Source organism: Corynebacterium sp. 21KM1197 (genome assembly GCF_033783015.1).
Taxonomy (GTDB): domain Bacteria; phylum Actinomycetota; class Actinomycetes; order Mycobacteriales; family Mycobacteriaceae; genus Corynebacterium.
In genome coordinates, this window is record NZ_CP123907.1 from 1651505 (window position 1) to 1673682 (window position 22178).

The following is a 22178-nucleotide window of genomic DNA, read 5'->3' on the forward strand; positions in this document are numbered from 1 at the left end:
TTAAGGTGTGCGTGGCCATTCACATGCGAGGGAACCCCGAGCGTGAAGCCCCGCCTGTATATAGACCTGAACAACCCAGGAGGTTTACCTATGGCTGAGGGCAATCTCAGCGGAAATCCGACGGAGGACACCAACTTCGCCCTCATCCGCGATGGCGTGGCGTCCTACCTGAATGACTCCGATCCTGAGGAGACCCGCGAGTGGATGGATTCCCTCGACGGACTGCTGGATAGCTCCAGCCCCGACCGCGCGCGGTACCTCATGCTCCGCCTCCTGGAGCGGGCGTCGGCAAAGCGCGTTCAGCTCCCCCCGCTGCTGTCCACGGATTTTGTGAACACCATCCCCACCTCCTCCGAGCCGGACTTCCCCGGCGACGAGGAAATTGAGAAGCGTTACCGGCGCTGGATCCGCTGGAACGCCGCCATCATGGTGCACCGCGCGCAGCGCCCGGAGATCGGCGTGGGCGGCCACATTTCCACCTACGCCGGTGCCGCCCCGCTCTACGAGGTGGGCTTTAACCACTTCTTCCGCGGTAAGGATCACCCCGGCGGCGGTGACCAGGTGTTCTTCCAGGGACACGCCTCCCCCGGCATGTACGCCCGCGCCTTCCTGGAGGGCCGCCTCAGCGAGGATGATCTCGATGGCTTCCGCCAGGAGGTTTCCCGCGAGCAGGGCGGCCTGCCCAGTTACCCGCACCCGCACGGAATGAAGGACTTTTGGGAGTTCCCCACCGTGTCGATGGGTCTGGGCCCGATGGACGCGATCTACCAGGCTCGATTCAACCGCTACCTGCATAACCGAGGCATCAAGGACACCTCGCAGCAGCACGTATGGGCCTTCCTCGGCGACGGCGAGATGGACGAGCCGGAGTCCCGTGGCCTCTTGCAGCAGGCAGCCCTGAACAATCTGGACAACCTGACGTTCGTGGTGAACTGCAACTTGCAGCGCCTCGACGGCCCCGTGCGCGGCAATACCCAGATCATTCAGGAGCTGGAATCCTTCTTCCGTGGCGCCGGTTGGTCCGTCATCAAGGTCGTGTGGGGCCGCGAGTGGGACGAACTGCTGGAAAAGGATAAAGACGGCGCGCTCGTGGAGATCATGAACAACACGCCGGACGGTGATTACCAGACGTTCAAGGCGAACGACGGCGCGTACGTGCGCGAGCACTTCTTTGGCCGCGATCCGCGCACCCTCAAGCTCGTCGAGGACATGACGGACGATCAGATCTGGGCCCTGCGCCGCGGTGGTCACGATTACCGCAAGATCTACGCCGCCTACAAGCGCGCCCTGGAGACCAAAGATCGCCCCACCGTGATCCTGGCCCACACCATCAAGGGCTACGGGCTGGGCCACAACTTCGAGGGCCGCAACGCCACCCACCAGATGAAGAAGCTCACGCTGGATGACCTCAAGCTCTTCCGAGATAAGCAGGGCATTCCCATCTCCGATGAGGAATTGGAGAAGGATCCCAAGCTGCCCCCGTACTTCCACCCCGGCGAGGATTCCCCGGAGATCAAGTACATGAAGGAGCGCCGCCGCGAACTCGGCGGCTACCTCCCGGAGCGCCGCGAGTCCTACGAGCCCCTTGCGGTTCCACCGATTGATAAGTTGCGCTCGGTGCGTAAGGGCTCCGGCAAGCAGGCCGTGGCCACCACGATGGCCCTGGTCCGCACCTTCAAGGAACTCATGCGGGATAAGGGACTCAAGGATCGCCTGGTGCCCATCATTCCCGATGAGGCCCGCACCTTTGGCATGGATTCCTGGTTCCCCACCATGAAGATCTACAACCCGCACGGGCAGAACTACGTGCCGGTGGATCATGACCTCATGCTCTCCTACCGCGAGGCTACCGACGGCCACATTCTGCACGAGGGCATTAATGAGGCGGGTTCCATGGCCTCCTTCATCGCGGCCGGTACCAGTTACGCCACCCAGGGCGTGGCCATGATCCCGCTGTACATCTTCTACTCGATGTTCGGCTTCCAGCGCACCGGCGATTCCATATGGGCCGCCGCGGATCAGATGGCCCGCGGCTTCCTCCTCGGCGCCACCGCCGGGCGCACCACGCTCACCGGCGAGGGCCTGCAACACATGGACGGCCACTCCCAGATCCTGGCCTCCACCAACCCCGGCGTGATCTCCTACGATCCCGCCTTTGCCTACGAGGTCGCGCACCTGGTGCGCGAGGGCATCGACCGCATGTACGGCCCCGGCCGTGGCGAGGACGTGATCTACTACCTCACCATCTACAACGAGCCGATCCCGCAGCCCGCCGAGCCGGAGAACCTAGATGTGGAGGGCCTGCACAAGGGCGTGTACCTTTACGATCGCGGCAACAAGGGCTCGCTGGACGCCTCCATCCTGGCCTCCGGTGTGGGCATGCAGGCCGCCCTGAAGGCGCAGGAGATCCTGGCCGAGGACTTTGACGTCAAGGCCTCCATCTTCTCCGTGACCTCCTGGGTGGAGTTGGCCCGCGACGGCGCCAAGATCAACAAGGAGACCCTGCGCCACCCCGCGGGCGATCACCCTGAGCCCTTTGCCACCAAGCAGCTCAAGCAGGGTTCCGGGCCGTACGTGGCGGTGTCCGACTTTGCCACGGACTTGCAGGAGCAGATCCGCGCCTACGTGCCCGGCGAGTACCTCGTCTTGGGTGCCGATGGCTTTGGCTTCTCCGATACCCGCCCTGCCGCCCGCCGTCACTTCAACATTGACGCGGAATCCGTGGTGGTGGCCGTGCTCATCGGCCTGGCCCGCGAGGGGAAGATTGACATGCAGGTGGCTGCCGACGCCGCCGAGCGCTTCCACCTGGACGATCCCACGCGCGCGTAATATCCGCGTGACGCCCAGGTAGCGGGGAGACTCTTTAAGTAGAGTCTCCCCGCTATACTTATGGAGATATGGGAAACCTTGCTGACCAATTAGCGGCCAAGTTCGGGGCGGAAACGCAGGAAAAGGAAAAACCCGAGGGCACCCTGGCGCGGCTGGCCCTCATCGTAGCCGAGGCAACCGGCCGCGATGTTCAGGAGATCCAACCCCACACCCGGCTGCGCGACGATACCGGGGCCACCTCCCTCGATCTCGTGGAGATCACCGTTAAAACGGAAGAGGCCTTTGGGGTGAGGTTAGAGGGGCATACCGTGGCGGATTTTGACACCGTGGGGGACGTGGTCCAGTTCCTCGATAGCGCCGCCCGGTAACGATGTTTGGTTATACCCCGGAGTACATCGACGAAGAACTCGATTACATGCGGCAGGGCCCCATCACCAGGACAAAGCAGCGCACTTATATCATCGCCGTGTGGTCCGGGTGGGGTGGCGGCCACAATTACTTCCTCGGCCAGCACGTTCGCGGGCTCGCCCGTAGCGTCCTCCTCATGCTCACCCTCGATGCCGCTTTTCGGCTCCAATCGGTGTGGCTCACGCTCCTGTACCTCGCGGTGATCGTGGTGCTGGCCTTTCTGAGCATTTTCTTTGTGGCCAAAAGCGATCCCGATTCCCACCCCTACCACACCAAAACGGATCCGTTTTTCTATGCCTGGGTGGCATTATTCATCTGGAACGTGCTCTGGGGCTGGAACTATTGGAAAGTTCCCACAAAGCCGCGCCCTAAAGAAATAGACGAATCTAACGGTGAGTAATCCCCCTGCCGCCCCACGCAGTAGAGCACAATGGAGCGTATGACTGCCCATATTTCCTACCTCTCCGACATGGACGGCGTGCTCATCAAGGAGGGAGAGATGATCCCCGGCGCGGATCGCTTCCTCCGGGCCCTCTATGACCATGACATCAACTTCATGGTGCTCACCAATAACTCGATCCACACCCCGCGCGATCTCTCCGCGCGGCTGCGCAACACCGGCCTGGATATTCCCGCCGAGCGCATTTGGACCTCCGCCACGGCCACCGCGCACTTCTTGAAGAGCCAGGAGGAGGAAAGCACCGCCTACGTGATCGGGGAATCCGGGCTGACCACCGGGCTGCACGAGGCCGGGTGGATTCTCACGGACAACGATCCCGAGTTTGTGGTGCTGGGCGAGACGCGCACGTATTCCTTTGAGGCGATCACCACGGCGATCAACCTGATTCTGGGCGGCGCGCGCTTCATCTGCACCAATCCCGATGTCACCGGCCCCGCCCCTCAAGGCCTGCTCCCGGCGGCGGGTTCCGTGGCCGCGCTGATCACGGCGGCCACCGGGCAGGAGCCCTATTACGTGGGCAAACCCAACCCCGTAATGATGCGTTCGGCGCTCAACACCATCGGTGCCCACTCCGAGCGCACGGTGATGATCGGGGATCGCATGGACACGGATATGCGCTCCGGATTGGAGGCCGGCATGCGCACGATCCTGGTGCTCTCCGGGATCTCCGATGACGCGGAGATTAACCGCTACCCCTACCGCCCCACCAGGGTGCTGGATTCCGTGGCGGATCTGGCGGAGTGCTGGGACGATCCCTTTGGGGACGGCAGCTTTTATTCCTCCTCGGAGGGTTCCTCCACCGAGGCATCGAAGCCCTCGGCCTGAGCCAGAACCGCCAGGGCGCGCTCAAAGCACGCGAACTCCTCCCGGGTGGCGGTGAGCGGTTCGCGGCAGCACAGGGCACCCCAGGCATCGTGGTGCCACCGGGTGTACCAGTGAGCCTCCAGGGGATCGGTACCCGGCAGCGCGGCCAGGGGCTGGCTGCGCAGGCATTCCACCATGAGGGCCTCCACCCGGGGCCGCAGGGCCCTGGGCATGCCCTCGATGGCAAGAACGCCGTAGCAAACCTCCGTGGAGCCCTCTGCCAAGGACTCCACCGGGGGATCAAGCAAAAGTGTGGTCATTGTGTGGGTTCCTTCGGCACAATCCATGCCGCCCATGTGGGCGGCACCAGACGAGTTTCGTCTTCCCCAACGATCTCGCGGTGGCTTTCTACCATTCACATTGACGCTGCGTTCGAGTTTCCACCGGATAGCAATAAAGCGGCAACTCTCAAGTGCCGCTTTATCCCCCGATTATTCAAGTTCTAGTTCAGGCTTATCCCGTCACGGCGGCCCATACCCGATCGTTCGTCTCCGCCCAGCGCTCCGCCGCCCAGGGGCCAAAGTCCCGGTCAGTGAGCGCCACCATCGCGCAGTTGTGCTCCGGGGCCACCCATAGGTACGTGCCGGTCATGCCAAAGTGCCCCACCACGTCTCCCGGCATGGACTCCCCCACCCAGTGCGGCCGCTTTTCCCCATGAATCTCAAAGCCCAGGCCCCAGGAGCATGGTTTATGCATTCCATAGCCGGGAACTATTCCCCGCAGCTCGGGGAACTGCGGGGAGAACGCCTCGCGCACCGTCTGCGGGTGCAGGAGCGTCGGGGAGAGAAGTTCGCGGGCAAAGAGCAGGAGATCGGCGGCCGTCGATACTCCGCCGTGCCCAGCCGAGCCCTCCAGGAAGGTGGACTCCATGCCCAGCGGCGCGCACACTCCCTCGCGCAGGTACTCCGGGAAGGGAATCTCGGTGAGGTCCGTCAGGGCGTCGGCAAGCAATTCGTAGCCCGCCGAGGAATAAATCCTGCGCTGCCCCACCGGCTTGACCTGCTCGCGAGAATCAAAGGCCACCCCGGAGGCGTGCGCGAGCAGATGGCGCACCGTGGACCCGGGCGGGCCCATCGGGTCGTCGAGGCCCACCGCCCCCTCCTCCACGGCTAGCAGTGCGGCATAGGCGGAAAGCAGCTTGGTCACGCTGGCCAGGGGAAACGAGCGGTGCATATCCCCCACCGCGTGCTCTCGGCCCCCGGTGAGCACGGCGGCGGCCACGTGATCGGCCGGCCAATCCTGGGTTTCCTGGAGTACCTGGTGCAGCGCGGGAGCAGTCATGCCCCACATGCTACCCGCGCGACCTTAAGCCACGATCGGCCCGCAATTACCCCAGAGTAACGGTGCCGTCCGGCTGTACCACGGGCTGAGCGTTCCACGCCGCCACCAGATTCAGCCGCTGCCAGGAGCCCTCGGGGCCGGTCTTATCCAGGGGGTACCCGGAATCCTGCGCCGTCAGGGCCAAAACCTGCGCGCGCTGCTGCGGGGTGAGATCGGGGAACCTGGCCTCCAAAAGCACCTCCGCGCCCTGCGGCACCACCATCGGTGCGCCCGCCTGCCCCACCTGCTCAAAGCCATAGTTCATGCGCTGTGTGAACGCCTCCTGGGCTCCCTGCGCGCTCAGGTACTGCTGCCCGCGCTGCGCGCACTCGGCTATCGACGCCCCGCAGCGCCACTCCAACTCCGCGCGCACCTCCGCCGCCGCCTCCCGGATCAGGGAGCGGAACTCCGGATCATTCAGGCGATCGGCCGCCGCCGCCATGCCGGACATGCGCCCACCGATCACGTCCAGGGGATAATGCACGCCCATCACCAGGCGGTGATAGCCCACCTCGGAGCCGCGCGCCAGCATCTGTGCCCCCAGCTCCGGCACCAGAGCCGCCATCACGGCGGACCTCCACGTGGCCATGTTCGTGTGCCCCGAGGGATAGGAGGGCGTGGTGGAATACTCATCGTCCCCGCCCTCGCGGTGATAGCGGGTAATGCGATCCGGGGCCACCACAAAGGGACGGTCATAGCCAAACCAGTACTTCTCCGCGAATGTGGAGGAAGCCAGGCCCCCGCCGCGCGCCAGGGTGCCGGAAAGCAACTGCGAGGTCTTGGGCAACCGATTCTCCGCCACCGCCTGGCTGAATGCCCGGCCTAACTCCGTGCCCCAGGCCTCGGACATGGTGAGCATGAGATCATCGTGATCGTCCGCCAGGGCGCGCTCCACCAACTGAGGATCGGCCGCAGCGGCATTATTAATGCGCACCACCTCCTCTAGATTGTGGTGCATCACCTCGGGGTGCTCGCTGCGCAACTGGTCGAAGGCATCCACCACCGGGAAATAAAAGCCGCCGTGGGAGGAAGCATCGGATTGATACCAGCGCAGCACGCGCTCCGGGGCAAACTGCTGCGGCACCGGTGCGCCCTCATGCTGCACCGGGGCGGGCACCAACACCGGGTTCGCGGGCAGGTGCTCCGCGGCGCTTGCCGACGCCGAGGACAACTCCTGCGGCATCTCCTGCGCCGGAGCGGCGGGGACCCCCACACCCAGCGCCACCACTACCCCCGAGGCCACCGCCGCCCGCGTCATCGCCCTGTACTTCATGCTGTGCTCTCTTTGCTTTCCGTATTTCTGGTGCCCCGGTGCTGGCTTCTTCCGCACTCCGAACTCACCATACCCAGGGCCGCGATTGCTCTACCGCGATATAACCTGCCGCACCCAGATGAACGCACGGTTACGGCTCCGTAAACGCTGGGGCAATTTTCCATAGGATACTCAAAACCCCTTGGGAGAAAACGATCTCTCCCAAGGGGTTATTCTGCTCCTCCAACTGGGCTCGAACCAGTGACCCTTCGATTAACAGTCGAATGCTCTGCCAACTGAGCTATGGAGGATTATCTTGCGCCGATCACCTCGGCGGCAACGAGGACTTACTATAGTTCCACCCGGAAGAAAGGGACAAATCGCCTGGTCACTGCGGATATTCCCGGGCGCGATCCCGCGGCACGTAGGGCCGCCTTTGGCGGAGCATGGGGGCTGTATATACTCAGTACCGATGAAAAGCGCCCCGCTTCATTCTCCGTGGGGCTATAGCTCAGTCGGTTAGAGCTACGGACTCATAATCCGTTGGTCCCGGGTTCGAGCCCCGGTGGCCCCACCATTTAATAGTGGAGGCGTTCTTCATCACGGCAGCCCAGCCATCATTGGTTCCTGGGCTGCCTTTTCCATATCCCCTGCTCCCCGGCAATCCCTGTAGGATGTACCCCAAGCGTGGCTCCCCCAACGGAGTCCCCTGCCCTGTCCCCGCGATCAGTTAGGACGTTGAGCACTCCATGATCCAACTCGTCATCGGCGCCGCCGCCGGTTATGTCCTTGGCACCAAGGCTGGGCGCAAACGCTACCACCAGATCAAAAAAGGCTACCAGGCCGCCGTGAACTCCGAGGTCACCCAAAACGCCCTCAAGGCGGGCCGCAAGGCCCTAGCCGATCGCCTTGACCCCCAGCCCCGCATGAAGGAAGTAAAAAACCTGCGCCGGGAGGATTCCAGCACGATCCTGGAGCCGGACGAGGATTAACCCCCCAGCGCCCTTTGCTGAAGATCCCGCCGTGCCTTTTCCAGGGCCACCAGATCCTCAAAGAGGGAATTATAGGCCACCTCATCATCGGAGGGGCGCATGCGCTGCAACTGCCCCTTTAATTCCGCTATCTGATTGCCCACCTGCACCTCTTGCAGGCGCGAAAGCACCGAATCCGTGTATCCGCTCATCTGCGATTCCTCCATGCGCAGATCCTCCACCGCCAACTCCGAAACCAGGGAACGCCCGGTGAGATCGGCCATGTGATCGGCAACCTGGGCGATCCACTGCGCACCCGTCTGCGCGGAGGCACAACCCCCGGCGTCCGCAATGGCGGTGCGCACCGCGCGATAGGCCGGGTGGGTATAGGCCTCCTTGCCCATGCCATCAAAGTAACCGCCGGTGAGTTCCGGGTATTGCAAAGCCAGTTTCAGCGATTCCCGCTCCGGCCACAGCGCGGGATTGCGGGGATTGGGCATGACTATCGACGCCGCCTGCGGCACCGGATCGCTGGTGGCGGCGTCGAAACGCCGGGCTCGGCGCGGCTCCGCCCGCTTGGGGCGCGCGGCCTCCTGACGCACCTGCCGGAGAACCTCGTTGGGATCGGACCAGCCGATCCACCCGGAAAGCAGGCGGGCGTATTCGCTTTGCAGCACCCGATCGCGGATCCCCGCCACCACGGGCACGGTACGGCGCAGCGCTTGGAGGCGACCCTCCACCGTGTCCAGGGAATACTGCGAGAGCATGGAACGCACCACGAACTCGAACATGGGCACGCGATCCGCCACCAGGTCGCGCACCGCGCTATCCCCCTTTTCCAGGCGCAGATCGCAGGGATCCATGCCGTCGGGAGCAATGGAGACAAAGGACTGTCCGGTGAACTTCTGATCGCCCTCAAAGGCACGCATGGCGGCCTTTTGCCCGGCCTCATCACCGTCAAAGGTGTAAATGAGTTCCCCGCGGAAGTAATGATCGTCCAGCATGAGGCGGCGCAGCATTTGCAGGTGTTCATCGCCAAAGGCCGTGCCGCAGGAGGCCACGGCGGTGGTCACCCCGGCGGCGTGCATGGCCATCACGTCCGTGTATCCCTCCACCACCACGGCCTGGTGGCCCGCAGCGATGCTCTTTTTCGCCTGATCCAGGCCAAAGAGCACCTTGGATTTGTGATACAGCAGGGTCTCCGGGGTGTTCATGTATTTGCCCAGCTTGTCATCCTCAAAGAGTTTGCGGGCACCAAAGCCGATCACGTCCCCGGACATATTCTTGATGGGCCACAGCAGGCGGCGGTGAAATTGATCAATGGGGCCGCGCTTTCCCATCTTGGTGACCCCGGCCGCCTCTAATTCCTTAAAGCTAAAGCCCTTGGCCAAAAGCACCTTGGTGAGGGTATCCCAGCCCTCGGGGGCATAACCGCACTCAAAGGCATAGATATGCTCCTGGGAAAATCCCCTGTCCAGCAGGAACTGCCGCGCGGGCGCGGCCTGATCCGTCTCCAACTGCTCGCGGTAAAACTGGTGCGCGGCCTTATTCACGGCAATGAGCCGCTGCCGGGTTCCCGGTTCCTCCCGCCTGCCGGGCCCACCACCCTGATAATTGATCTGGTAGCCGATCTTCTCCGCGCAGTATTCCACCGCCTCGGGGAACGTAATGTGCTCCATCTCCATGAGGAAGGAGAACACATCGCCGCCCTTGCCCGTGGAAAAGCAGTGATAATAACCACGATTGGGGCGCACGTGGAAGGATGGCGTTTTCTCATCCTTAAATGGGGAAAGGCCCTTGAGCGAATCCGATCCTCCCGGTTTGAGCTGCACGTATTCCCCCACGATCTCCTCGATGGGCGTGCGCTCGCGGATCGCCTGAATATCGCTCTCCGGTATGCGTCCCTTAGCCATGCCTCCAACTTACCGGCGCGGTCAAACCACGGGGCCTGTTCCGCGCGGGATTCTCGGCGTGCCAAGATACATGGCATGACTGCTCAACCCCGCACCCGGCTGCGCACCGTCCTCGCCTCCCTCGGAGGCATAGCCGTGGCCGGGGTGGCGGCCTGGTTCGGGCTGGATCTAGGCGATTCATCTTCCACCACCACTACCACTGCGAGCAGCACCACCGCCTCCCCTGCTTCGGACCCCACCGGGGAAACCTGCTCCCTGGACAGCCTGCCCCAGGAGGCCGATGAGGTCATCGACGCAATCGTGACCGGTGGCCCCTTTGACTACCCCGATAATGACGGCACCCGCTTTGGCAACTACGAGGGCATCCTGCCCCAGCAGGATCGCAATTATTACCGCGAGTACACCGTGGGAACCCCCGGCCTTAACCATCGCGGCCCACGCCGCATCGTCACCGGCGGCACCCAGCCCACCGATCCCGAGGTGTGGTACTACACCTCGGACCACTACGAATCCTTCTGCGAAATCCCCGACGCCGAGTAATCCCCATGACGCATAATCCCCTGCTTCTCACCTGCCCGCTGACCTCACGCCACGATCTTTATCAGGCCCTGGGGTGCTGCCTCTGCCAGGAGGGGCGCCCCGCCCCCACCAACCTGGACGGCATGGCCGACCTTCTGCGCGAGGCCAAGGTGCACACCATCATCTCCGCGCAGTGGAACCTCCCCGAGGAGGAGGATCGCGCCGTGCGCACCGTCCTTGACGATCTGGGGATCACCCTTCAGCGCTAACCGCCGCCTCGCTTATCCCCGCTCATCCCCAAAAGTCCGCCAGGTTCGCCGCCCGGCGCGCCAGGCGTTCCAGGCGTGATTCCGTCATCGAGGCGATCTGGTCGATCACCACGCGCTGGCGCCCCGCCTCGCTAGAGGCCTCGTGCCACCACTGCCTCATCATGGGGTCCAGGGCGCCGGGGCCGCCCGCGCAGAGGTAATCGAACACCCGATAGATGCGATCGCGCTGCTGATCCTGGCGCACCAGGTGCCGGTGCTCATCCATCACGTAGAGCACGGCGATCGTTTTGAGCAGCATGACCTCCGCGCGCGCCTGATCGGGTACCACGAGCCTGCCCTGGGTTCGGCCCAGCCACCCCATCCCCCGGGGGTGCTCCGCTAGGGTCGCCTGAATCGTGGAGGAGACGTACCTACCCACCAACTCACTGGTGAGTTTTTTCAGCGTGGCGTGCGCCCGCAGGCTGGCATTAAACTCCGCGCACTGCGCCACCAGGGGTAGCCTGCGCAGGCCATCGGCCGCCTCCACCAGTTCCTCCTGGGTGCCGCCAAAGGCTCGCGCTCCTTTTTCTGCGAGTTTGGCCAGTTCCACAAAGTCCCACAGCACGCCCAGGGAGATGCGCCCGGAGACGATGCCGTCCTCCACATCGTGCACGGAATAGGCCACGTCATCTGCCCAGTCCATCACCTGCGCCTCCATCGAGGGAGTCTCATCGCCGTGGCCTTTGCGCACCCAGTCCAGCACCGCGGCGTCCTCGTCGTAGCAGCCGTACTTGCGGTTGCGGGAACCATCGGGATTGGTGCGCAGGCGAGGATACTTGCAGGTGGCGTCCAAGGCCGCGCGGGTAAGATTCAGGCCAAAACTCTGCCCCCGCTCATCGAGCACCTTGGGCTCCAGGCGGGTGAGTATCCGCAGCGTCTGCGCATTGCCCTCGAATCCCCCGCAGTCCTGGGCGACGTCGTTAAGCGCCCGTTCGCCGTTGTGGCCGTAAGGAGGGTGCCCAATATCGTGGGTGAGCCCGGCCAGCTCCGCCAGGTGCGGGTCCAGCCCCAGGCCGGTGCCCATGCCCCGGGCAATCTGCGCCACCTCCAGGGAGTGCGTGAGCCGGGTGCGCGGGGTATCGCCATCGCGGGGCCGCACCACCTGAGTTTTATCCGCTAATCGACGCAACGCCGCCGAGTGCAGCACCCGGTCCCGATCGCGGGAGAACGCGCTGCGCTGCTCCTGGGAATAACTCCCCAGGCCACTGCCCTTGGGGGCCTCGGAAAATCGGCGTTCGCCGTCCTCAGCGGTGTAATGGTGCGTGTGCCTCGTGCTCATCGCCCCTATCTTATCCAGTTGAGTATCCTGGCCCCATGATGGCAAGTATCCCGTTAAAACGAACCTTGGCCGCAGCCGCGGCCTGCACCATTGCTCTTATACCCGCCGCCGCTACGGCGCAGGAAATCGCCTCCGAACATGTGCTTGCCGCCGCGCCGGAAGCCTTTGGCGAGGCGATTTACGATCAATCCGGGGTGCTCAGCGACGAGCAGATTACGGAATTAGAGCAACGCATTTCCCAGTTCCTCAAATCCCATCAACGCAACCTCAAGATCGCCTTTGTGGATAGCTTTGATGGAGTTTCTGGGGAAACCTGGTCCACGCAATTCCTCAAGGCGAATGGTGGCGGCAACTTAGCGGTTCTGGTCATCAATACCACCACTAATCAATACGGAACCGATGGCGGCCAATCATGGTCCCGATCGGAGATAGGCTCCCTGTATAACGCGGTCATCCCCGCGCTGGCCGAGCGAGATTATCATGCCGCAGCCTCCACCTTCATCGACACCGCCGAATCCAGCGGCCAGGTCTCCGGGGATTCCGTGGCCTGGCTCGGTGCCGGTGCCGTGGCCGTGGTGGGCGCCGGGGGCGGGATCTGGTATCTGGGACGCAAGCGGCGCAAGGAAGAAAAGAAGCAGGTGGTGGAAAGCGCGCGGCGCATGGACCCCACCGATACCACCTCACTGAGGCAACTCCCCATCCCCGCCCTGGGCCAGGTGGCCGATGATTACTTTGTGGCCACAGACGAGTCCATTCGCCGGGGCGAGGAGGAACTGGCCGTGGCCACCTCAGAGTTTGGCACCGCGCGCACCCGCCCGTTTAGGCGCGCCCTGGATAAGGCGCAATCCGCATTGCGGCGCGCCTACGACATTCACGATCAACTCCACGACGCCATCCCGGAAACGGATGAGGAAAAGCGCACCCTGCTCACGGAGGTGATTACCTCCTGCTCCGCCGCGCAAAAGGAATTGGACAAGCAGGCCAAGGATTTTGCCGATATGCGGAATCTTCTGCTTAATGCGGATAATAAGATCGCGGAGGTCACCCAGCGCACCGTGGATATTCGCGCGCGCCTGCCCAAGGTGACCGAGACCCTGGATAACCTCACCAAGCGCTACCCGGAGACCACCCTGACCTCCGTGCGGGATAACCCGGAGTTGGCGGCCGCCAGCCTGGACGCTGCGGAGAACTCCCTGAGCGCTGCGCGGTCCCTCGCGCAAAAGCCCGCCGGACAGCAGGGCGGACTGGTGATGGTGCTGCGCGAGGCCGAGCACGCCGTGGAGGTGGCCGATCGCATGCTCTCCGCCGTGGAACACGCCGATGAGAATATCGCCACCGCGCGGGCCTCCTTGGAATCCCTGGTGGAGGAGGTCCAGGAGGAGATCGCGGAAGCCGAGGATCTGCGCGCTCGCGGCACCGCCAACGGGGCTCAGGCAGATTGGGCTGCCCTCGATGACCTGGTGGCGGAGGCTCGCGGGCTCGTCGATAAGGCGAAGCGCCAGGGCACAGAGGATCCCCTGGGGATCTATACCGACCTCAATGACCTGGATGCCCGCCTCGACGAGCGGCTGGACGCACTGCGGGAAACCACCTCAACCCAAGACCGCCTGGTGCGCATGTACCGCCAGCACCGCGATGCCGCCCACACCACCATTCAGGCGGCGGAGGATCTTATTTCCTCGCGTGGTCGGCTCGTGGGCGCGCAGGCCCGCACCTACCTTTCCGAGGCTCGGCAGCTCCTCCAGCGCGCGGAGTCCCTGGAGGCACAGGATCTGCGTCAGGCCGTGGAGGCCGCACGCCAGGCCACGCAGCGAGCCCAGGTGGCCATGCGGGCCGCGCAAAGCGATATTGATGAGCACTACCGGCAGCAGCGCCGCCAGGACTTTAGCTCCGGCGCCGGAAGCCTGATCACCGGCATGGTGATCGGCAATATCCTCGGCGGCGGGGGCAACCACGGGGGCTTTGGCGGTGGCTTCGGTGACGGCTACGAGGATGGCGATAACGCCTTTGGCGGGAGTTTCTAACCCCGGCTGAGCCGGGGGCGGCGTACCGGGGAATCCACGAGCACGCAGCCCCAGGATAAAAACACCGCGTCAAGCGTGATAATGGAGCGGGGGGCCTCGGGGGCTTTTTCGATTTCCACGCGCCCACTGATAAGCGGACGCACCACCACCAGCGGCGTGCCCTCGCTGGTGATTATTCTTTGCTTGCGCCATAGGCTGCTGCGCACGAGTTCGTATTCCCGCTCCATGCAGCGCGCCTGCAACCGCTGCACGGTAAAGCCCGCCTGGGTGATGGTGAATACCCCGCCACTCATGGAGGTGGCGCGGGCACGGAAGCGCGGCCCCTCGGAAGCGCTCTCGATGAGCAGGCGATCCTCCCCGCAGTAGAGCACGTCCGAGCGCACGGAGGCGATGGTCTGGCCGTTGGCGTCGATAAGCTCATTTCCCTGCCAGACCCACACTCCCTCCGCTGCCTTGGCCACGTGATTCTCCTTAGAGCAGGATCGCCAACACCGCGATGAGCGTGGCGGCCACCAGCGTGATGATGAGCACCGTAGAGGAGGCGCGCAACCGGGCCTCCAGGATCAGGCGCACGAACCAACTCAGCGCCACCACCTCCGTGGTGGACACCTGCGCGCCCTCCTCTACTTCCAGCACGCAGCGCCGCACACCGTTATTTCCGCCGGAGAACTGGGCGATCTTGGCTCCGTGAGCGTCCTCGATCACCCAATCCTGGCGCGACTCGTTAAGGAAGGTCACGGTCCTGCCACCAAGATCCGCGGTGAGATTCTTAGCCCTGGCACGGTTGCCCGCGAGCGCAAACGTTTCTCCCGCCTCGGTGGTGGCGGTGGCCTGATCCTTAGTGGCGTGGAGTATCCAGGACTGCTCGCCCACGGTGGCGCGCTCCACCCCAAAGGTGCCCAGTTCCTCTGGCCCCTCCTCCATCAGCAGGGGCGTGGCGGAGCCGCGCTGGCCCCAGGAGGTGTAGCGTGCCGGGAACGTCATCTCAGCACCCCAGCAGGCGCTGTGCCAGGTAGGCCTCAAGATCGGCGATCTTCACGCGCTCCTGTTCCATCGTGTCGCGCTCACGCACCGTCACCGCATCGTCCTCAAGGGTGTCAAAGTCCACCGTCACGCAGAACGGCGTGCCGATCTCGTCCTGGCGACGGTAGCGGCGGCCGATGGCACCGGAGGTGTCGTAATCAATGTTCCAGTACGCGCGCAGCGTATCGGCCAGTTCCTTGGCCTTACCCGCCAGCGGTTCCTTCTTGGACAGGGGTAGCACGGCTACCTTGACCGGGGAAAGGCGGTAATCCAGTTTGAGCACCACGCGCTTGTCCACCCCGCCCTTGGCATTGGGGGCCTCGTCCTCCGTGTAGGCGTCCACCAGGAAGGCCATCATGGAGCGCCCCAGGCCGGCGGCCGGCTCGATGCAATACGGGATCCAGCGCTCGTCGGCCTCCTGGTCATAGAAGCTCAGGTCCTCGCCGGAGCTTTCCGCGTGTACGCGCAGGTCATAATCCGTGCGGTTGGCCACGCCCTCCAGCTCGCCCCAGCGGGAACCGGCAAAGCCAAAGGCGTACTCCACGTCCACGGTGCGCTTGGAATAGTGTGAGAGCTTTTCCTGCGGGTGCTCGTACAGGCGCAGGTTCTCCGGGTTAATGCCCAGATCCACGTACCACTGGTAGCGGTTATCAATCCAGTACTGGTGCCACTGCTCGTCCTCGCCGGGTTTGACAAAGAACTCCATCTCCATCTGCTCGAACTCGCGGGTGCGGAAGATGAAGTTACCCGGCGTGATCTCGTTGCGGAAGGACTTGCCGATGTTGGCGATGCCGAACGGGGGCTTCATGCGCGCGGAGTTCATCACGTTCTTGAAGTTGATGAAGATACCCTGGGCGGTCTCCGGGCGCAGGTAGTGCAGCCCCTCCTCATCGTCCACCGGGCCGAGGAAGGTCTTGAGCAGGCCGGAAAAGGCGCGCGGCTCCGTCCAGTTACCCGGCTGACCGGTCTCGGGATCGTTAATGTCCGCCAGGCCGTTCTCCGGCGGGTGCCCGTGCTTTTCCTCATACGCCTCGATGAGGTGATCCGCGCGGTAGCGCTTGTGCGTGTACAGGGATTCCACGAGGGGGTCGGTGAATACCTCCACGTGACCGGAGGCCACCCACACCTGGCGCGGCTGAATCACGGAGGTATCCACGCCCACCACGTCCGCGCGGGAGGTCACCATGTGCCGCCACCACTGGCGCTTGATGTTCTCCTTGAGTTCCACGCCCAGCGGGCCGTAGTCCCAGGCGGAGCGGGTACCACCGTAAATCTCGCCCGCCGGATAGACCAGACCGCGCCGCTTACACAGATTGACCACGGTTTCGATGACGGACTGCTGCGCCATAAGGGGAGATTCCTCCTAGTAGTAATCGCCAATGTATCCCTCCCGGCCGCCCGCGGCGGGCTGGCGCGTCCGCTCGCGGGGGCTTTGCGACGTCGCTACGCACCCGCGAGGGCTTTATGCCTAGTCCTTAAATATCGCCGCATGCGGCGGAAGGGAAGTTCCTCGCTATTCTAACCTCAGCCCACCGACGCCGCGTGGACACCCACCTGCCCCCTCCCCTGGGCACCCCCGCTTCCCCTCCCCTCGCCCCAGTCCCGGCCGCTTATCACCAGAGTGACAGGCAGAAGCGAAGAATATATCGCCAAGCTGACAGTGTTGTGACTAGAATCATTCAGGAAAATCTTACCCGTAACACAAACCTCCACCTTTTGGTCTATCATCTTTGGTTACTAGTTACTGGACGATTTATAGACGAGAACGATATGGCAGGACACACCGAAGAAACACGCCCACTCCTTGCTCGCAGCCACGCTGCCAGCTCAGTGATTAGCGCGATCGACTCGGAAATCCGCGTCAGTATCCTCTCCCTCCTGGTGGAACGCGAATACCTGGTCAGCGAGATCGTGACGCAACTGGGGCGCCCCCAGCCCCTGATCAGCCAGCACCTGCGGGTACTCAAAAACGCCGGAATCGTGGTCTCCCACCCCCAGGGGCGCAGCCGCTGCTACAAACTCAGCACCCCGGAATTACACGACTTCTTCCGCGACATCATCACCCTCTCCGCCACCGCCCATGCGCACCTGCTCAAACCCGTGGCCGAGATTGACCTCGCGGATACCGCCCAGCAAGACCTCGACACCGCGCCTCCGGCCCCGGCCACGCCCGTGTAGTACCCTGCGTTGCAGAACCCAAGGACGCCACGGGGATATACGGGGAAGGACACGGACGCATGAATAAAGGCCCCGCAGCACGGGCACCCAAACTCGGCGCGCGCAACACAAAGCAGCGCGCCGCGGTGATCGACGCGCTCGTTGCACTGAATAACTTTGCCTCGGCCAAAACCATTCACCACGAACTCACCCAGCGCGGCACCCCCGTGGGCCTTTCCACCGTGTACCGCACCCTGCAATCGCTGGCCGACGTCCACGCCGTGGACGTGCTCAGCGTGGCCGGGGGTGAAAGCCTCTACCGTCACTGCCTCAGCGAGGACCACCATCACCACCTGGTGTGCACCGAGTGCGGCTCCACCAAGGAGATCGACGGCGGCCCCGTGGAGCACTGGGCCAAGGAGGTGGCCGCCCACTACGGCTTCAGCCTCACCGGGCATGACGCCGAGATCTACGGGCTGTGCCCCGAGTGCTGCGCCCGCCAGGAGCAGGCGAGCAACAACGCGGAGGACTAAGGAAGGCCAAGGGCCCGTTTGCCCCGGCGCGCCACACCGATGAGCCGCGCCCTCCCCGGGCATCCCACCCACCCAGCACCCCGATAACTAAGCACAGACTAAGCTACGTCACTTTCCGTTCACCAGGTTTTCACCTGAGGGGTTTCTTTTGGCTACGTGGTGTTCACAAAGACCCCCTACCTTTTCTCCTGAGCAGTGCTCGTTTTGTTCCTGGTTCATCACCTTTTGGAAGAGTAGCTATGTCTTATACCCGTCGTATTCTCCCCACCGCAGCCGTCCTGACCAGCCTCGCGCTCATCGCCGGATGCTCCAGCGCCGATAACTCCGATACCGCCGCGCAGCAGGATACCGAGCGTCAGGCCAGCGAGTCCATTGCTCCGGTGTCCCAGGCCGAGGCCGCCTACGACCGCTCGGCGGCAGGCAACGTTGCCGAGCACGGCGGCGCACGCCGCCTCCGCGAGGACCAGGCGGCCAGCCTCCAGGAGGCCGTCAGCAAGACCGGGGCCAAGAACGTGATCCTCCTGATCGGTGACGGCATGGGCGACTCCGAGATCACCTCCGCCCGCAACTACTCCGAGGGGGCGGGCGGCTCCTTCAAGGGCCTGGACGCGCTCCCGGTGACCGGCCAGTACACCCACTACTCCGTGGACAAGGACGGCAAGCCGGACTACGTCACCGATTCCGCCGCCTCCGGCTCCGCCTGGGCCACCGGCACCAAGACTTATAACGGCGCCATCTCCGTGGACAAGGACGGCAAGGACCAGGAAAGCATCTTGGAGCGCGCCAAGAAGGCCGGGCTGGCCACCGGCAACGTCTCCACCGCCGAGATTCAGGATGCCACCCCCGCCGTCCAGGCCGCTCACGTGAGCGACCGCTCCTGCTATGACCCGGAATCCACGGCGGAGGAGTGCCCGGAGAACGCCCTGGAAAACGGCGGACGCGGCTCCATCTCCGAGCAGATTCTGGAAACCCGCGCGGACGTCACCCTGGGTGGCGGGGCGGAGAGCTTTGAGGCAAAGGCTCGGGCCGGAGAGTACAAGGACAAGACGCTGCTGGAGCAGGCCCGCGAGCGCGGCTACCAGTTGCCCACCAACGCCGAGGAACTGAGCAAGATCACCGAGGCTAACCAGGATAAGCCCGTGCTGGGGCTCTTCTCCGAGGGGAACATGCCGGTACGCTGGGAGGGCCCCAAGGCCGCCAAAGGCGGCTACCTGGAGGAGGCCGCCACCTGCACCGATAACCCCGAGCGCACCTCCGAGGTGCCGCTGCTGGCGGACATGACTTCCAAGGCCATCGACCTGCTCAAGGACAAGGAGGAGGGCTTCTTCCTCCAGGTGGAAGGGGCCTCCATCGATAAGCAGGATCACGCCGCCAACCCCTGTGGGCAGATCGGTGAGACCGTGGACCTGGACGAGGCCGTGCAAAAGGCCCTGGAGTTTGCCAAGGCCGACGGCGAGACCCTGGTGGTGGTCACCGCCGATCACGCGCACAGCAGCCAGATCGTGCCCAACGAGGATGAGGAGGAAGAGGGCCTTTACCCCGGCCTGACCCGCAAGCTGCGCACCAAGGAGGGCGCGGAGATGACCCTGAGCTACGCCACCTCCGACGACATCGAGGAGTCTCAGCAGCACACGGGTACCCAGTTGCGGATCGCAGCCTTTGGCCCGAACTCCGCCAACGTGGCCGGCCTGAGCGATCAGACCGACCTCTTCTTCACCGTGACCGAGGCTCTCGGGATTTAACTAGTTCTTAAGCCCCTGTTAAGCCCTCGGCCTGGCCAGCACCGCGCTGCGGTGCTGGCCCTCTTCGTCCCAGGTGCCCACGATGGTGCCCGGGATCGCGGCTAGGGTGGCGTCGTCGAAAGCCTCCTCCACCCGCACCGCTACCTCGGTGTGCTCACCTGGGGTGATCTGGAACCGTACCGGCGAGGGGATAATCTCCCCGGTTTTCACGTTCTGCTTTGCCACCGGTTGCCCGCCCGCGCGCACCACCTCCCGCAGCGCGGCCGCAAAGACGGGGTCGCGGCGGGCGTCGTAAATATAGCGGGTACCCAGCACCGAGTGCGCCATCTCCCCCAGCAACCCCTCCGTGTCCGGGAGCGGGCCCGGGCGATACGTCAGCGGCACCTGCACCAGGCCGTCGTTGAGCGCTATCACGGCCACCTCCATACCCACCTGCCCCTCGGGGTCGATGAGCCGCCAGGCGGCCAGCGCGGTGAAGGTATCCCCCGGGTTCAATAGTCCCTCGCGCTCTAGGAAGCGACGCTGGAAATCCTCCTTGCCGGGCTCCAACTGCGCGTCCGCGTAGACCTCCGCATAAACCTCTGCCGCGTTCTGGTTATCGCTCATGCCCACCAGAATGCCACAGCCCGGCGCGCCGCACCCGCTAAAGATCAGCCAATGACCTGACCAAAGAGCACGCCCAGCACGTAGGTGACTGCCGTGGCCCCCATGCCCACCAACCACTGCCGCAGCGCGCGCGGTACCGGGGGCTTGCCGGAGAGAATGCCGGTGAACGCTCCCGTACACAGCAAGGCCACGGAGACCAGGGCGATGGCCACCACCCCGCCCACCAGGGCCGAGGCCCCAAAGAGGAAGGGAAGCACCGGAATGAGCGCCCCGGCGGCAAAGCACAGGAAACTCGACATCGCGGCCGACCATGCCCCATCCTTGACATCCTCCGCCTCGGACTCACCCGCCGCCGCCTCGGACGCCGCTGCGTGCGCCTGAGAAAAGGCCTCCCGGGCGCGCTCCTCGGCCTCCTCCTCGCTGTATCCGCGCGCCCGGAACACCAGGGCTAGCTCATTGGCATTCACGTCCAGCTCCGGCAGCAGCGTGGCGGTATCCTCCTGCGGGGTGGAGGCCTCCAGGAGTTCCGCCTGGGACTTCACGGAGATGTATTCCCCCACCGCCATGGACAACGCGCCGGCCAGCAGGCCGGAGACTCCCGTAATCAGGATCATCGAGGAAGATACCCCCGAGCCCATCACGCCGATCACCAGAGCGAGGTTGGACACCAGGCCATCGTTGGCCCCAAAGATCGCGGCCCGGAAGTCCCCGGACATGCGCTCGCGGCTGCGCGCCGCCAGCCCCTTGACCACCTCGGAATGTACGTGCTCGTCCGCCGCGATCTGCCCGGGGGCATCATCATCGCTGCTATAGGGATTGCGCGCCTCCGCGCTCTGCATCATCGCCAGTACAAACACGGAGCCAAAGCGGCGGGCCAGCCACCCGATGAAGCGGGTTTTCAGCCCCGGGCGCTGCGGCATGCCCACCTCGTCCCCGAGTTTCTCGCGCCAGTATTCCTCGTGCCGGGATTCCGCCTCCGCGAGTTTGAGCAGGATCTCGCGCTCCTCCCTCGTTTTCTTGCGGGCAAGTTCGCGGTACACGGCGGCCTCGGCACGCTCGTCCGCGAGGTACTGCCGCCAGCGCTGAATCTGCTTGCGGGTGGGAGGGGGTGACGTGTTCACTCGTGATTCTCCGGGTGGGTGGGCATAATCCTGGGTTATGCTACGCCCCCGCCGCGCGCGGGGGAAGAGCGGACGCAAGAAAAATCAGGCGGTTCCGCCAAAACGACGATCCCGGCGCGCGTATTCCTCCACCGCTGCAAAGAGATCCTGCGCGCCAAAGTCCGGAAAGAGTTTGTCCTGATAGATCATCTCCGCATAGGCCGATTCCCACAGCAGGAAATTCGAGGTGCGCTTTTCCCCCGAGGGGCGCAAGAAGAGATCCACGTCCGGCATGGCCGGATCGTAGAGCCACTGCTGAAAGCTCTTTTCCGTGATCTGCTCCGGGCGCAGCCTACCCGCCGCGACCTCGGTGGCGATGCGTCGGGTGGCGTCGATGATCTCCGCGCGTCCGCCGTAATTCACGCACATCACCAGGGTCATGCGGGTGTTATGGCGGGTGAGTTCCTCCGCCGCCTCTAACTCCTTAATCACCGAGCGCCACAGGCGCGGGCGGCGCCCCGCCCACACCACGCGCACGCCCTTGTCATGCAGAATGTCCCGCTGGCGGTGCAGGACATCGCGGGAAAACCCCATGAGGAAGCGCACCTCCTCCGCGCTGCGCCGCCAGTTCTCCGTGGAAAAGGCGTAGGCGGAGAGGTAGGACACGCCCATTGCCAAGCAGGCGTCCACGGCTTCCATGAGCACGGCCTCGCCGCGCCGGTGCCCCTCCGTGCGCTTCATGCCGCGCTGTTGCGCCCACCGGCCATTACCGTCCATGACCAGGGCGATGTGCCGGGGCAGGAATTGCGCCGGGATCTGCGGGGGTTGAAGATTCTGGTTCTCAGCGGTCACCCGGCCATTCTACGCAGC

At 64.2% G+C, this 22178-nt stretch carries 22 protein-coding genes and 2 tRNA genes; 12 read left to right on the plus strand and 12 right to left on the minus strand.

The genetic code is table 11. The features are described 5' to 3' along the window. The first annotated feature begins 90 nt into the window (after positions 1-90). The 4 genes from aceE (at position 91) to OLW90_RS08015 (ending at position 4522) form a co-directional block, all read left to right on the plus strand. Positions 91-2829 (plus strand): pyruvate dehydrogenase (acetyl-transferring), homodimeric type, encoded by a 2739-nt coding sequence (gene aceE, locus OLW90_RS08000; protein ID WP_319649571.1) that lies wholly within the window; start codon positions 91-93, stop codon positions 2827-2829. A 68-nt stretch (positions 2830-2897) separates the two neighbouring features. Further along, positions 2898-3197 carry an acyl carrier protein gene (locus tag OLW90_RS08005; RefSeq protein ID WP_319649572.1) on the plus strand — a complete coding sequence of 100 codons (300 nt, stop codon included), beginning with the start codon at positions 2898-2900 and terminating at the stop codon, positions 3195-3197. A 2-nt stretch (positions 3198-3199) separates the two neighbouring features. Then, a complete protein-coding gene (locus tag OLW90_RS08010; protein WP_319649573.1) occupies positions 3200-3637 on the plus strand; it encodes a hypothetical protein in 438 nt (145 codons plus the stop codon). 39 nt (positions 3638-3676) lie between these two features. Next, positions 3677-4522: an HAD-IIA family hydrolase gene (locus OLW90_RS08015; protein ID WP_319649574.1), complete on the plus strand. Its 846-nt coding sequence runs from the start codon at positions 3677-3679 to the stop codon at positions 4520-4522. Here the strand turns inward: OLW90_RS08015 and OLW90_RS08020 are convergent. From OLW90_RS08020 to OLW90_RS08035, 4 genes are all read right to left on the minus strand, one after another. Continuing rightward, entirely contained in the window at positions 4471-4821 is a 351-nt protein-coding gene (locus OLW90_RS08020; RefSeq protein ID WP_319649575.1) for a hypothetical protein, read from the minus strand. The genes OLW90_RS08015 and OLW90_RS08020 overlap by 52 nt on opposite strands. A 193-nt stretch (positions 4822-5014) precedes the next feature. Further along, the gene (locus tag OLW90_RS08025) at positions 5015-5842 is read right to left on the minus strand and encodes a serine hydrolase domain-containing protein (protein WP_319649576.1); all 828 of its coding nucleotides are present in this window, start codon (positions 5840-5842) and stop codon (positions 5015-5017) included. 46 nt (positions 5843-5888) lie between these two features. Then, entirely contained in the window at positions 5889-7154 is a 1266-nt protein-coding gene (locus OLW90_RS08030) for a phosphatase PAP2 family protein (RefSeq protein ID WP_319649577.1), read from the minus strand. Between the two features lie 217 nt (positions 7155-7371). Further along, positions 7372-7444: transfer RNA gene (locus OLW90_RS08035), tRNA-Asn, on the minus strand. Positions 7445-7633: 189 nt separating this feature from the next. Here OLW90_RS08035 and OLW90_RS08040 point away from each other — a divergent pair. Together OLW90_RS08040 and OLW90_RS08045 are read left to right on the plus strand one after the other, a co-directional pair. After that, positions 7634-7710 (plus strand) — tRNA-Ile (locus tag OLW90_RS08040). 172 nt (positions 7711-7882) lie between these two features. Beyond that, the gene (locus OLW90_RS08045) at positions 7883-8125 is read left to right on the plus strand and encodes a hypothetical protein (protein WP_319649578.1); all 243 of its coding nucleotides are present in this window, start codon (positions 7883-7885) and stop codon (positions 8123-8125) included. On the opposite strand, the gene dnaG is transcribed toward OLW90_RS08045, so the two are convergent. Then, entirely contained in the window at positions 8122-10017 is a 1896-nt protein-coding gene (gene dnaG / locus OLW90_RS08050) for a DNA primase (protein WP_319649579.1), read from the minus strand. The two genes, OLW90_RS08045 and dnaG, sit on opposite strands and share 4 nt — an antisense overlap. A gap of 75 nt (positions 10018-10092) precedes the next feature. Here dnaG and OLW90_RS08055 point away from each other — a divergent pair, with 75 nt between their 5' ends. Then, positions 10093-10557, plus strand: a complete 465-nt coding sequence (locus tag OLW90_RS08055; RefSeq protein WP_319649580.1) for a ribonuclease domain-containing protein — start codon at positions 10093-10095, stop codon at positions 10555-10557. A gap of 5 nt (positions 10558-10562) precedes the next feature. Next, the gene (locus OLW90_RS08060) at positions 10563-10805 is read left to right on the plus strand and encodes a hypothetical protein (protein ID WP_319649581.1); all 243 of its coding nucleotides are present in this window, start codon (positions 10563-10565) and stop codon (positions 10803-10805) included. Positions 10806-10827: 22 nt separating this feature from the next. On the opposite strand, the gene OLW90_RS08065 is transcribed toward OLW90_RS08060, so the two are convergent. Continuing rightward, positions 10828-12123: a deoxyguanosinetriphosphate triphosphohydrolase gene (locus tag OLW90_RS08065; RefSeq protein ID WP_319649582.1), complete on the minus strand. Its 1296-nt coding sequence runs from the start codon at positions 12121-12123 to the stop codon at positions 10828-10830. Positions 12124-12158: 35 nt separating this feature from the next. Here OLW90_RS08065 and OLW90_RS08070 point away from each other — a divergent pair, with 35 nt between their 5' ends. After that, complete coding sequence (locus OLW90_RS08070; protein ID WP_319649583.1) at positions 12159-14147, plus strand: TPM domain-containing protein; 1989 nt, start codon at positions 12159-12161, stop codon at positions 14145-14147. Here OLW90_RS08070 and OLW90_RS08075 read toward each other — a convergent pair. The 3 genes from OLW90_RS08075 to OLW90_RS08085 are packed head-to-tail and all read right to left on the minus strand — an operon-like array spanning position 14144 to position 16518. Continuing rightward, positions 14144-14608, minus strand: a complete 465-nt coding sequence (locus OLW90_RS08075; RefSeq protein ID WP_319649584.1) for a hypothetical protein — start codon at positions 14606-14608, stop codon at positions 14144-14146. The two genes, OLW90_RS08070 and OLW90_RS08075, sit on opposite strands and share 4 nt — an antisense overlap. Positions 14609-14618: 10 nt before the next feature. Continuing rightward, a complete protein-coding gene (locus OLW90_RS08080; protein ID WP_319649585.1) occupies positions 14619-15131 on the minus strand; it encodes a hypothetical protein in 513 nt (170 codons plus the stop codon). 1 nt (position 15132) lies between these two features. Continuing rightward, entirely contained in the window at positions 15133-16518 is a 1386-nt protein-coding gene (locus tag OLW90_RS08085) for a glycine--tRNA ligase (RefSeq protein ID WP_319649586.1), read from the minus strand. A gap of 482 nt (positions 16519-17000) precedes the next feature. Between OLW90_RS08085 and OLW90_RS08090 the strand changes: the two genes are divergently transcribed. The 3 genes from OLW90_RS08090 to phoA all read left to right on the plus strand — a co-directional run bounded on the left by OLW90_RS08090 (position 17001) and on the right by phoA (position 19602). Continuing rightward, complete coding sequence (locus tag OLW90_RS08090) at positions 17001-17348, plus strand: metalloregulator ArsR/SmtB family transcription factor (RefSeq protein WP_319649587.1); 348 nt, start codon at positions 17001-17003, stop codon at positions 17346-17348. 59 nt (positions 17349-17407) lie between these two features. Continuing rightward, a complete protein-coding gene (locus OLW90_RS08095) occupies positions 17408-17860 on the plus strand; it encodes a Fur family transcriptional regulator (protein WP_319649588.1) in 453 nt (150 codons plus the stop codon). 239 nt (positions 17861-18099) lie between these two features. Further along, entirely contained in the window at positions 18100-19602 is a 1503-nt protein-coding gene (phoA, locus tag OLW90_RS08100; RefSeq protein WP_319649589.1) for an alkaline phosphatase, read from the plus strand. Positions 19603-19620: 18 nt separating this feature from the next. On the opposite strand, the gene OLW90_RS08105 is transcribed toward phoA, so the two are convergent. The 3 genes from OLW90_RS08105 to OLW90_RS08115 form a co-directional block, all read right to left on the minus strand. Then, a complete protein-coding gene (locus tag OLW90_RS08105) occupies positions 19621-20208 on the minus strand; it encodes a maltokinase N-terminal cap-like domain-containing protein (protein ID WP_319649591.1) in 588 nt (195 codons plus the stop codon). A gap of 44 nt (positions 20209-20252) precedes the next feature. Further along, positions 20253-21329 (minus strand): VIT1/CCC1 transporter family protein, encoded by a 1077-nt coding sequence (locus OLW90_RS08110; protein ID WP_319649592.1) that lies wholly within the window; start codon positions 21327-21329, stop codon positions 20253-20255. A gap of 84 nt (positions 21330-21413) precedes the next feature. Then, positions 21414-22160 carry an isoprenyl transferase gene (locus OLW90_RS08115; protein WP_319649593.1) on the minus strand — a complete coding sequence of 249 codons (747 nt, stop codon included), beginning with the start codon at positions 22158-22160 and terminating at the stop codon, positions 21414-21416. Between the last annotated feature and the right edge of the window lie 18 nt (positions 22161-22178).

Bases quoted from the DNA above. Each gene is read 5' to 3' on its own strand.
- aceE (WP_319649571.1), top strand. From the start codon at position 91: ATGGCTGAGGGCAATCTCAGCGGAAATCCGACGGAGGACACCAACTTC.
- OLW90_RS08005 (WP_319649572.1), top strand. From the start codon at position 2,898: ATGGGAAACCTTGCTGACCAATTAGCGGCCAAGTTCGGGGCGGAAACG.
- OLW90_RS08010 (WP_319649573.1), top strand. From the start codon at position 3,200: ATGTTTGGTTATACCCCGGAGTACATCGACGAAGAACTCGATTACATG.
- OLW90_RS08015 (WP_319649574.1), top strand. From the start codon at position 3,677: ATGACTGCCCATATTTCCTACCTCTCCGACATGGACGGCGTGCTCATC.
- OLW90_RS08020 (WP_319649575.1), bottom strand. From the start codon at position 4,821: ATGACCACACTTTTGCTTGATCCCCCGGTGGAGTCCTTGGCAGAGGGC.
- OLW90_RS08025 (WP_319649576.1), bottom strand. From the start codon at position 5,842: ATGACTGCTCCCGCGCTGCACCAGGTACTCCAGGAAACCCAGGATTGG.
- OLW90_RS08030 (WP_319649577.1), bottom strand. From the start codon at position 7,154: ATGAAGTACAGGGCGATGACGCGGGCGGCGGTGGCCTCGGGGGTAGTG.
- OLW90_RS08045 (WP_319649578.1), top strand. From the start codon at position 7,883: ATGATCCAACTCGTCATCGGCGCCGCCGCCGGTTATGTCCTTGGCACC.
- dnaG (WP_319649579.1), bottom strand. From the start codon at position 10,017: ATGGCTAAGGGACGCATACCGGAGAGCGATATTCAGGCGATCCGCGAG.
- OLW90_RS08055 (WP_319649580.1), top strand. From the start codon at position 10,093: ATGACTGCTCAACCCCGCACCCGGCTGCGCACCGTCCTCGCCTCCCTC.
- OLW90_RS08060 (WP_319649581.1), top strand. From the start codon at position 10,563: ATGACGCATAATCCCCTGCTTCTCACCTGCCCGCTGACCTCACGCCAC.
- OLW90_RS08065 (WP_319649582.1), bottom strand. From the start codon at position 12,123: ATGAGCACGAGGCACACGCACCATTACACCGCTGAGGACGGCGAACGC.
- OLW90_RS08070 (WP_319649583.1), top strand. From the start codon at position 12,159: ATGATGGCAAGTATCCCGTTAAAACGAACCTTGGCCGCAGCCGCGGCC.
- OLW90_RS08080 (WP_319649585.1), bottom strand. From the start codon at position 15,131: ATGACGTTCCCGGCACGCTACACCTCCTGGGGCCAGCGCGGCTCCGCC.
- OLW90_RS08085 (WP_319649586.1), bottom strand. From the start codon at position 16,518: ATGGCGCAGCAGTCCGTCATCGAAACCGTGGTCAATCTGTGTAAGCGG.
- OLW90_RS08095 (WP_319649588.1), top strand. From the start codon at position 17,408: ATGAATAAAGGCCCCGCAGCACGGGCACCCAAACTCGGCGCGCGCAAC.
- phoA (WP_319649589.1), top strand. From the start codon at position 18,100: ATGTCTTATACCCGTCGTATTCTCCCCACCGCAGCCGTCCTGACCAGC.
- OLW90_RS08105 (WP_319649591.1), bottom strand. From the start codon at position 20,208: ATGAGCGATAACCAGAACGCGGCAGAGGTTTATGCGGAGGTCTACGCG.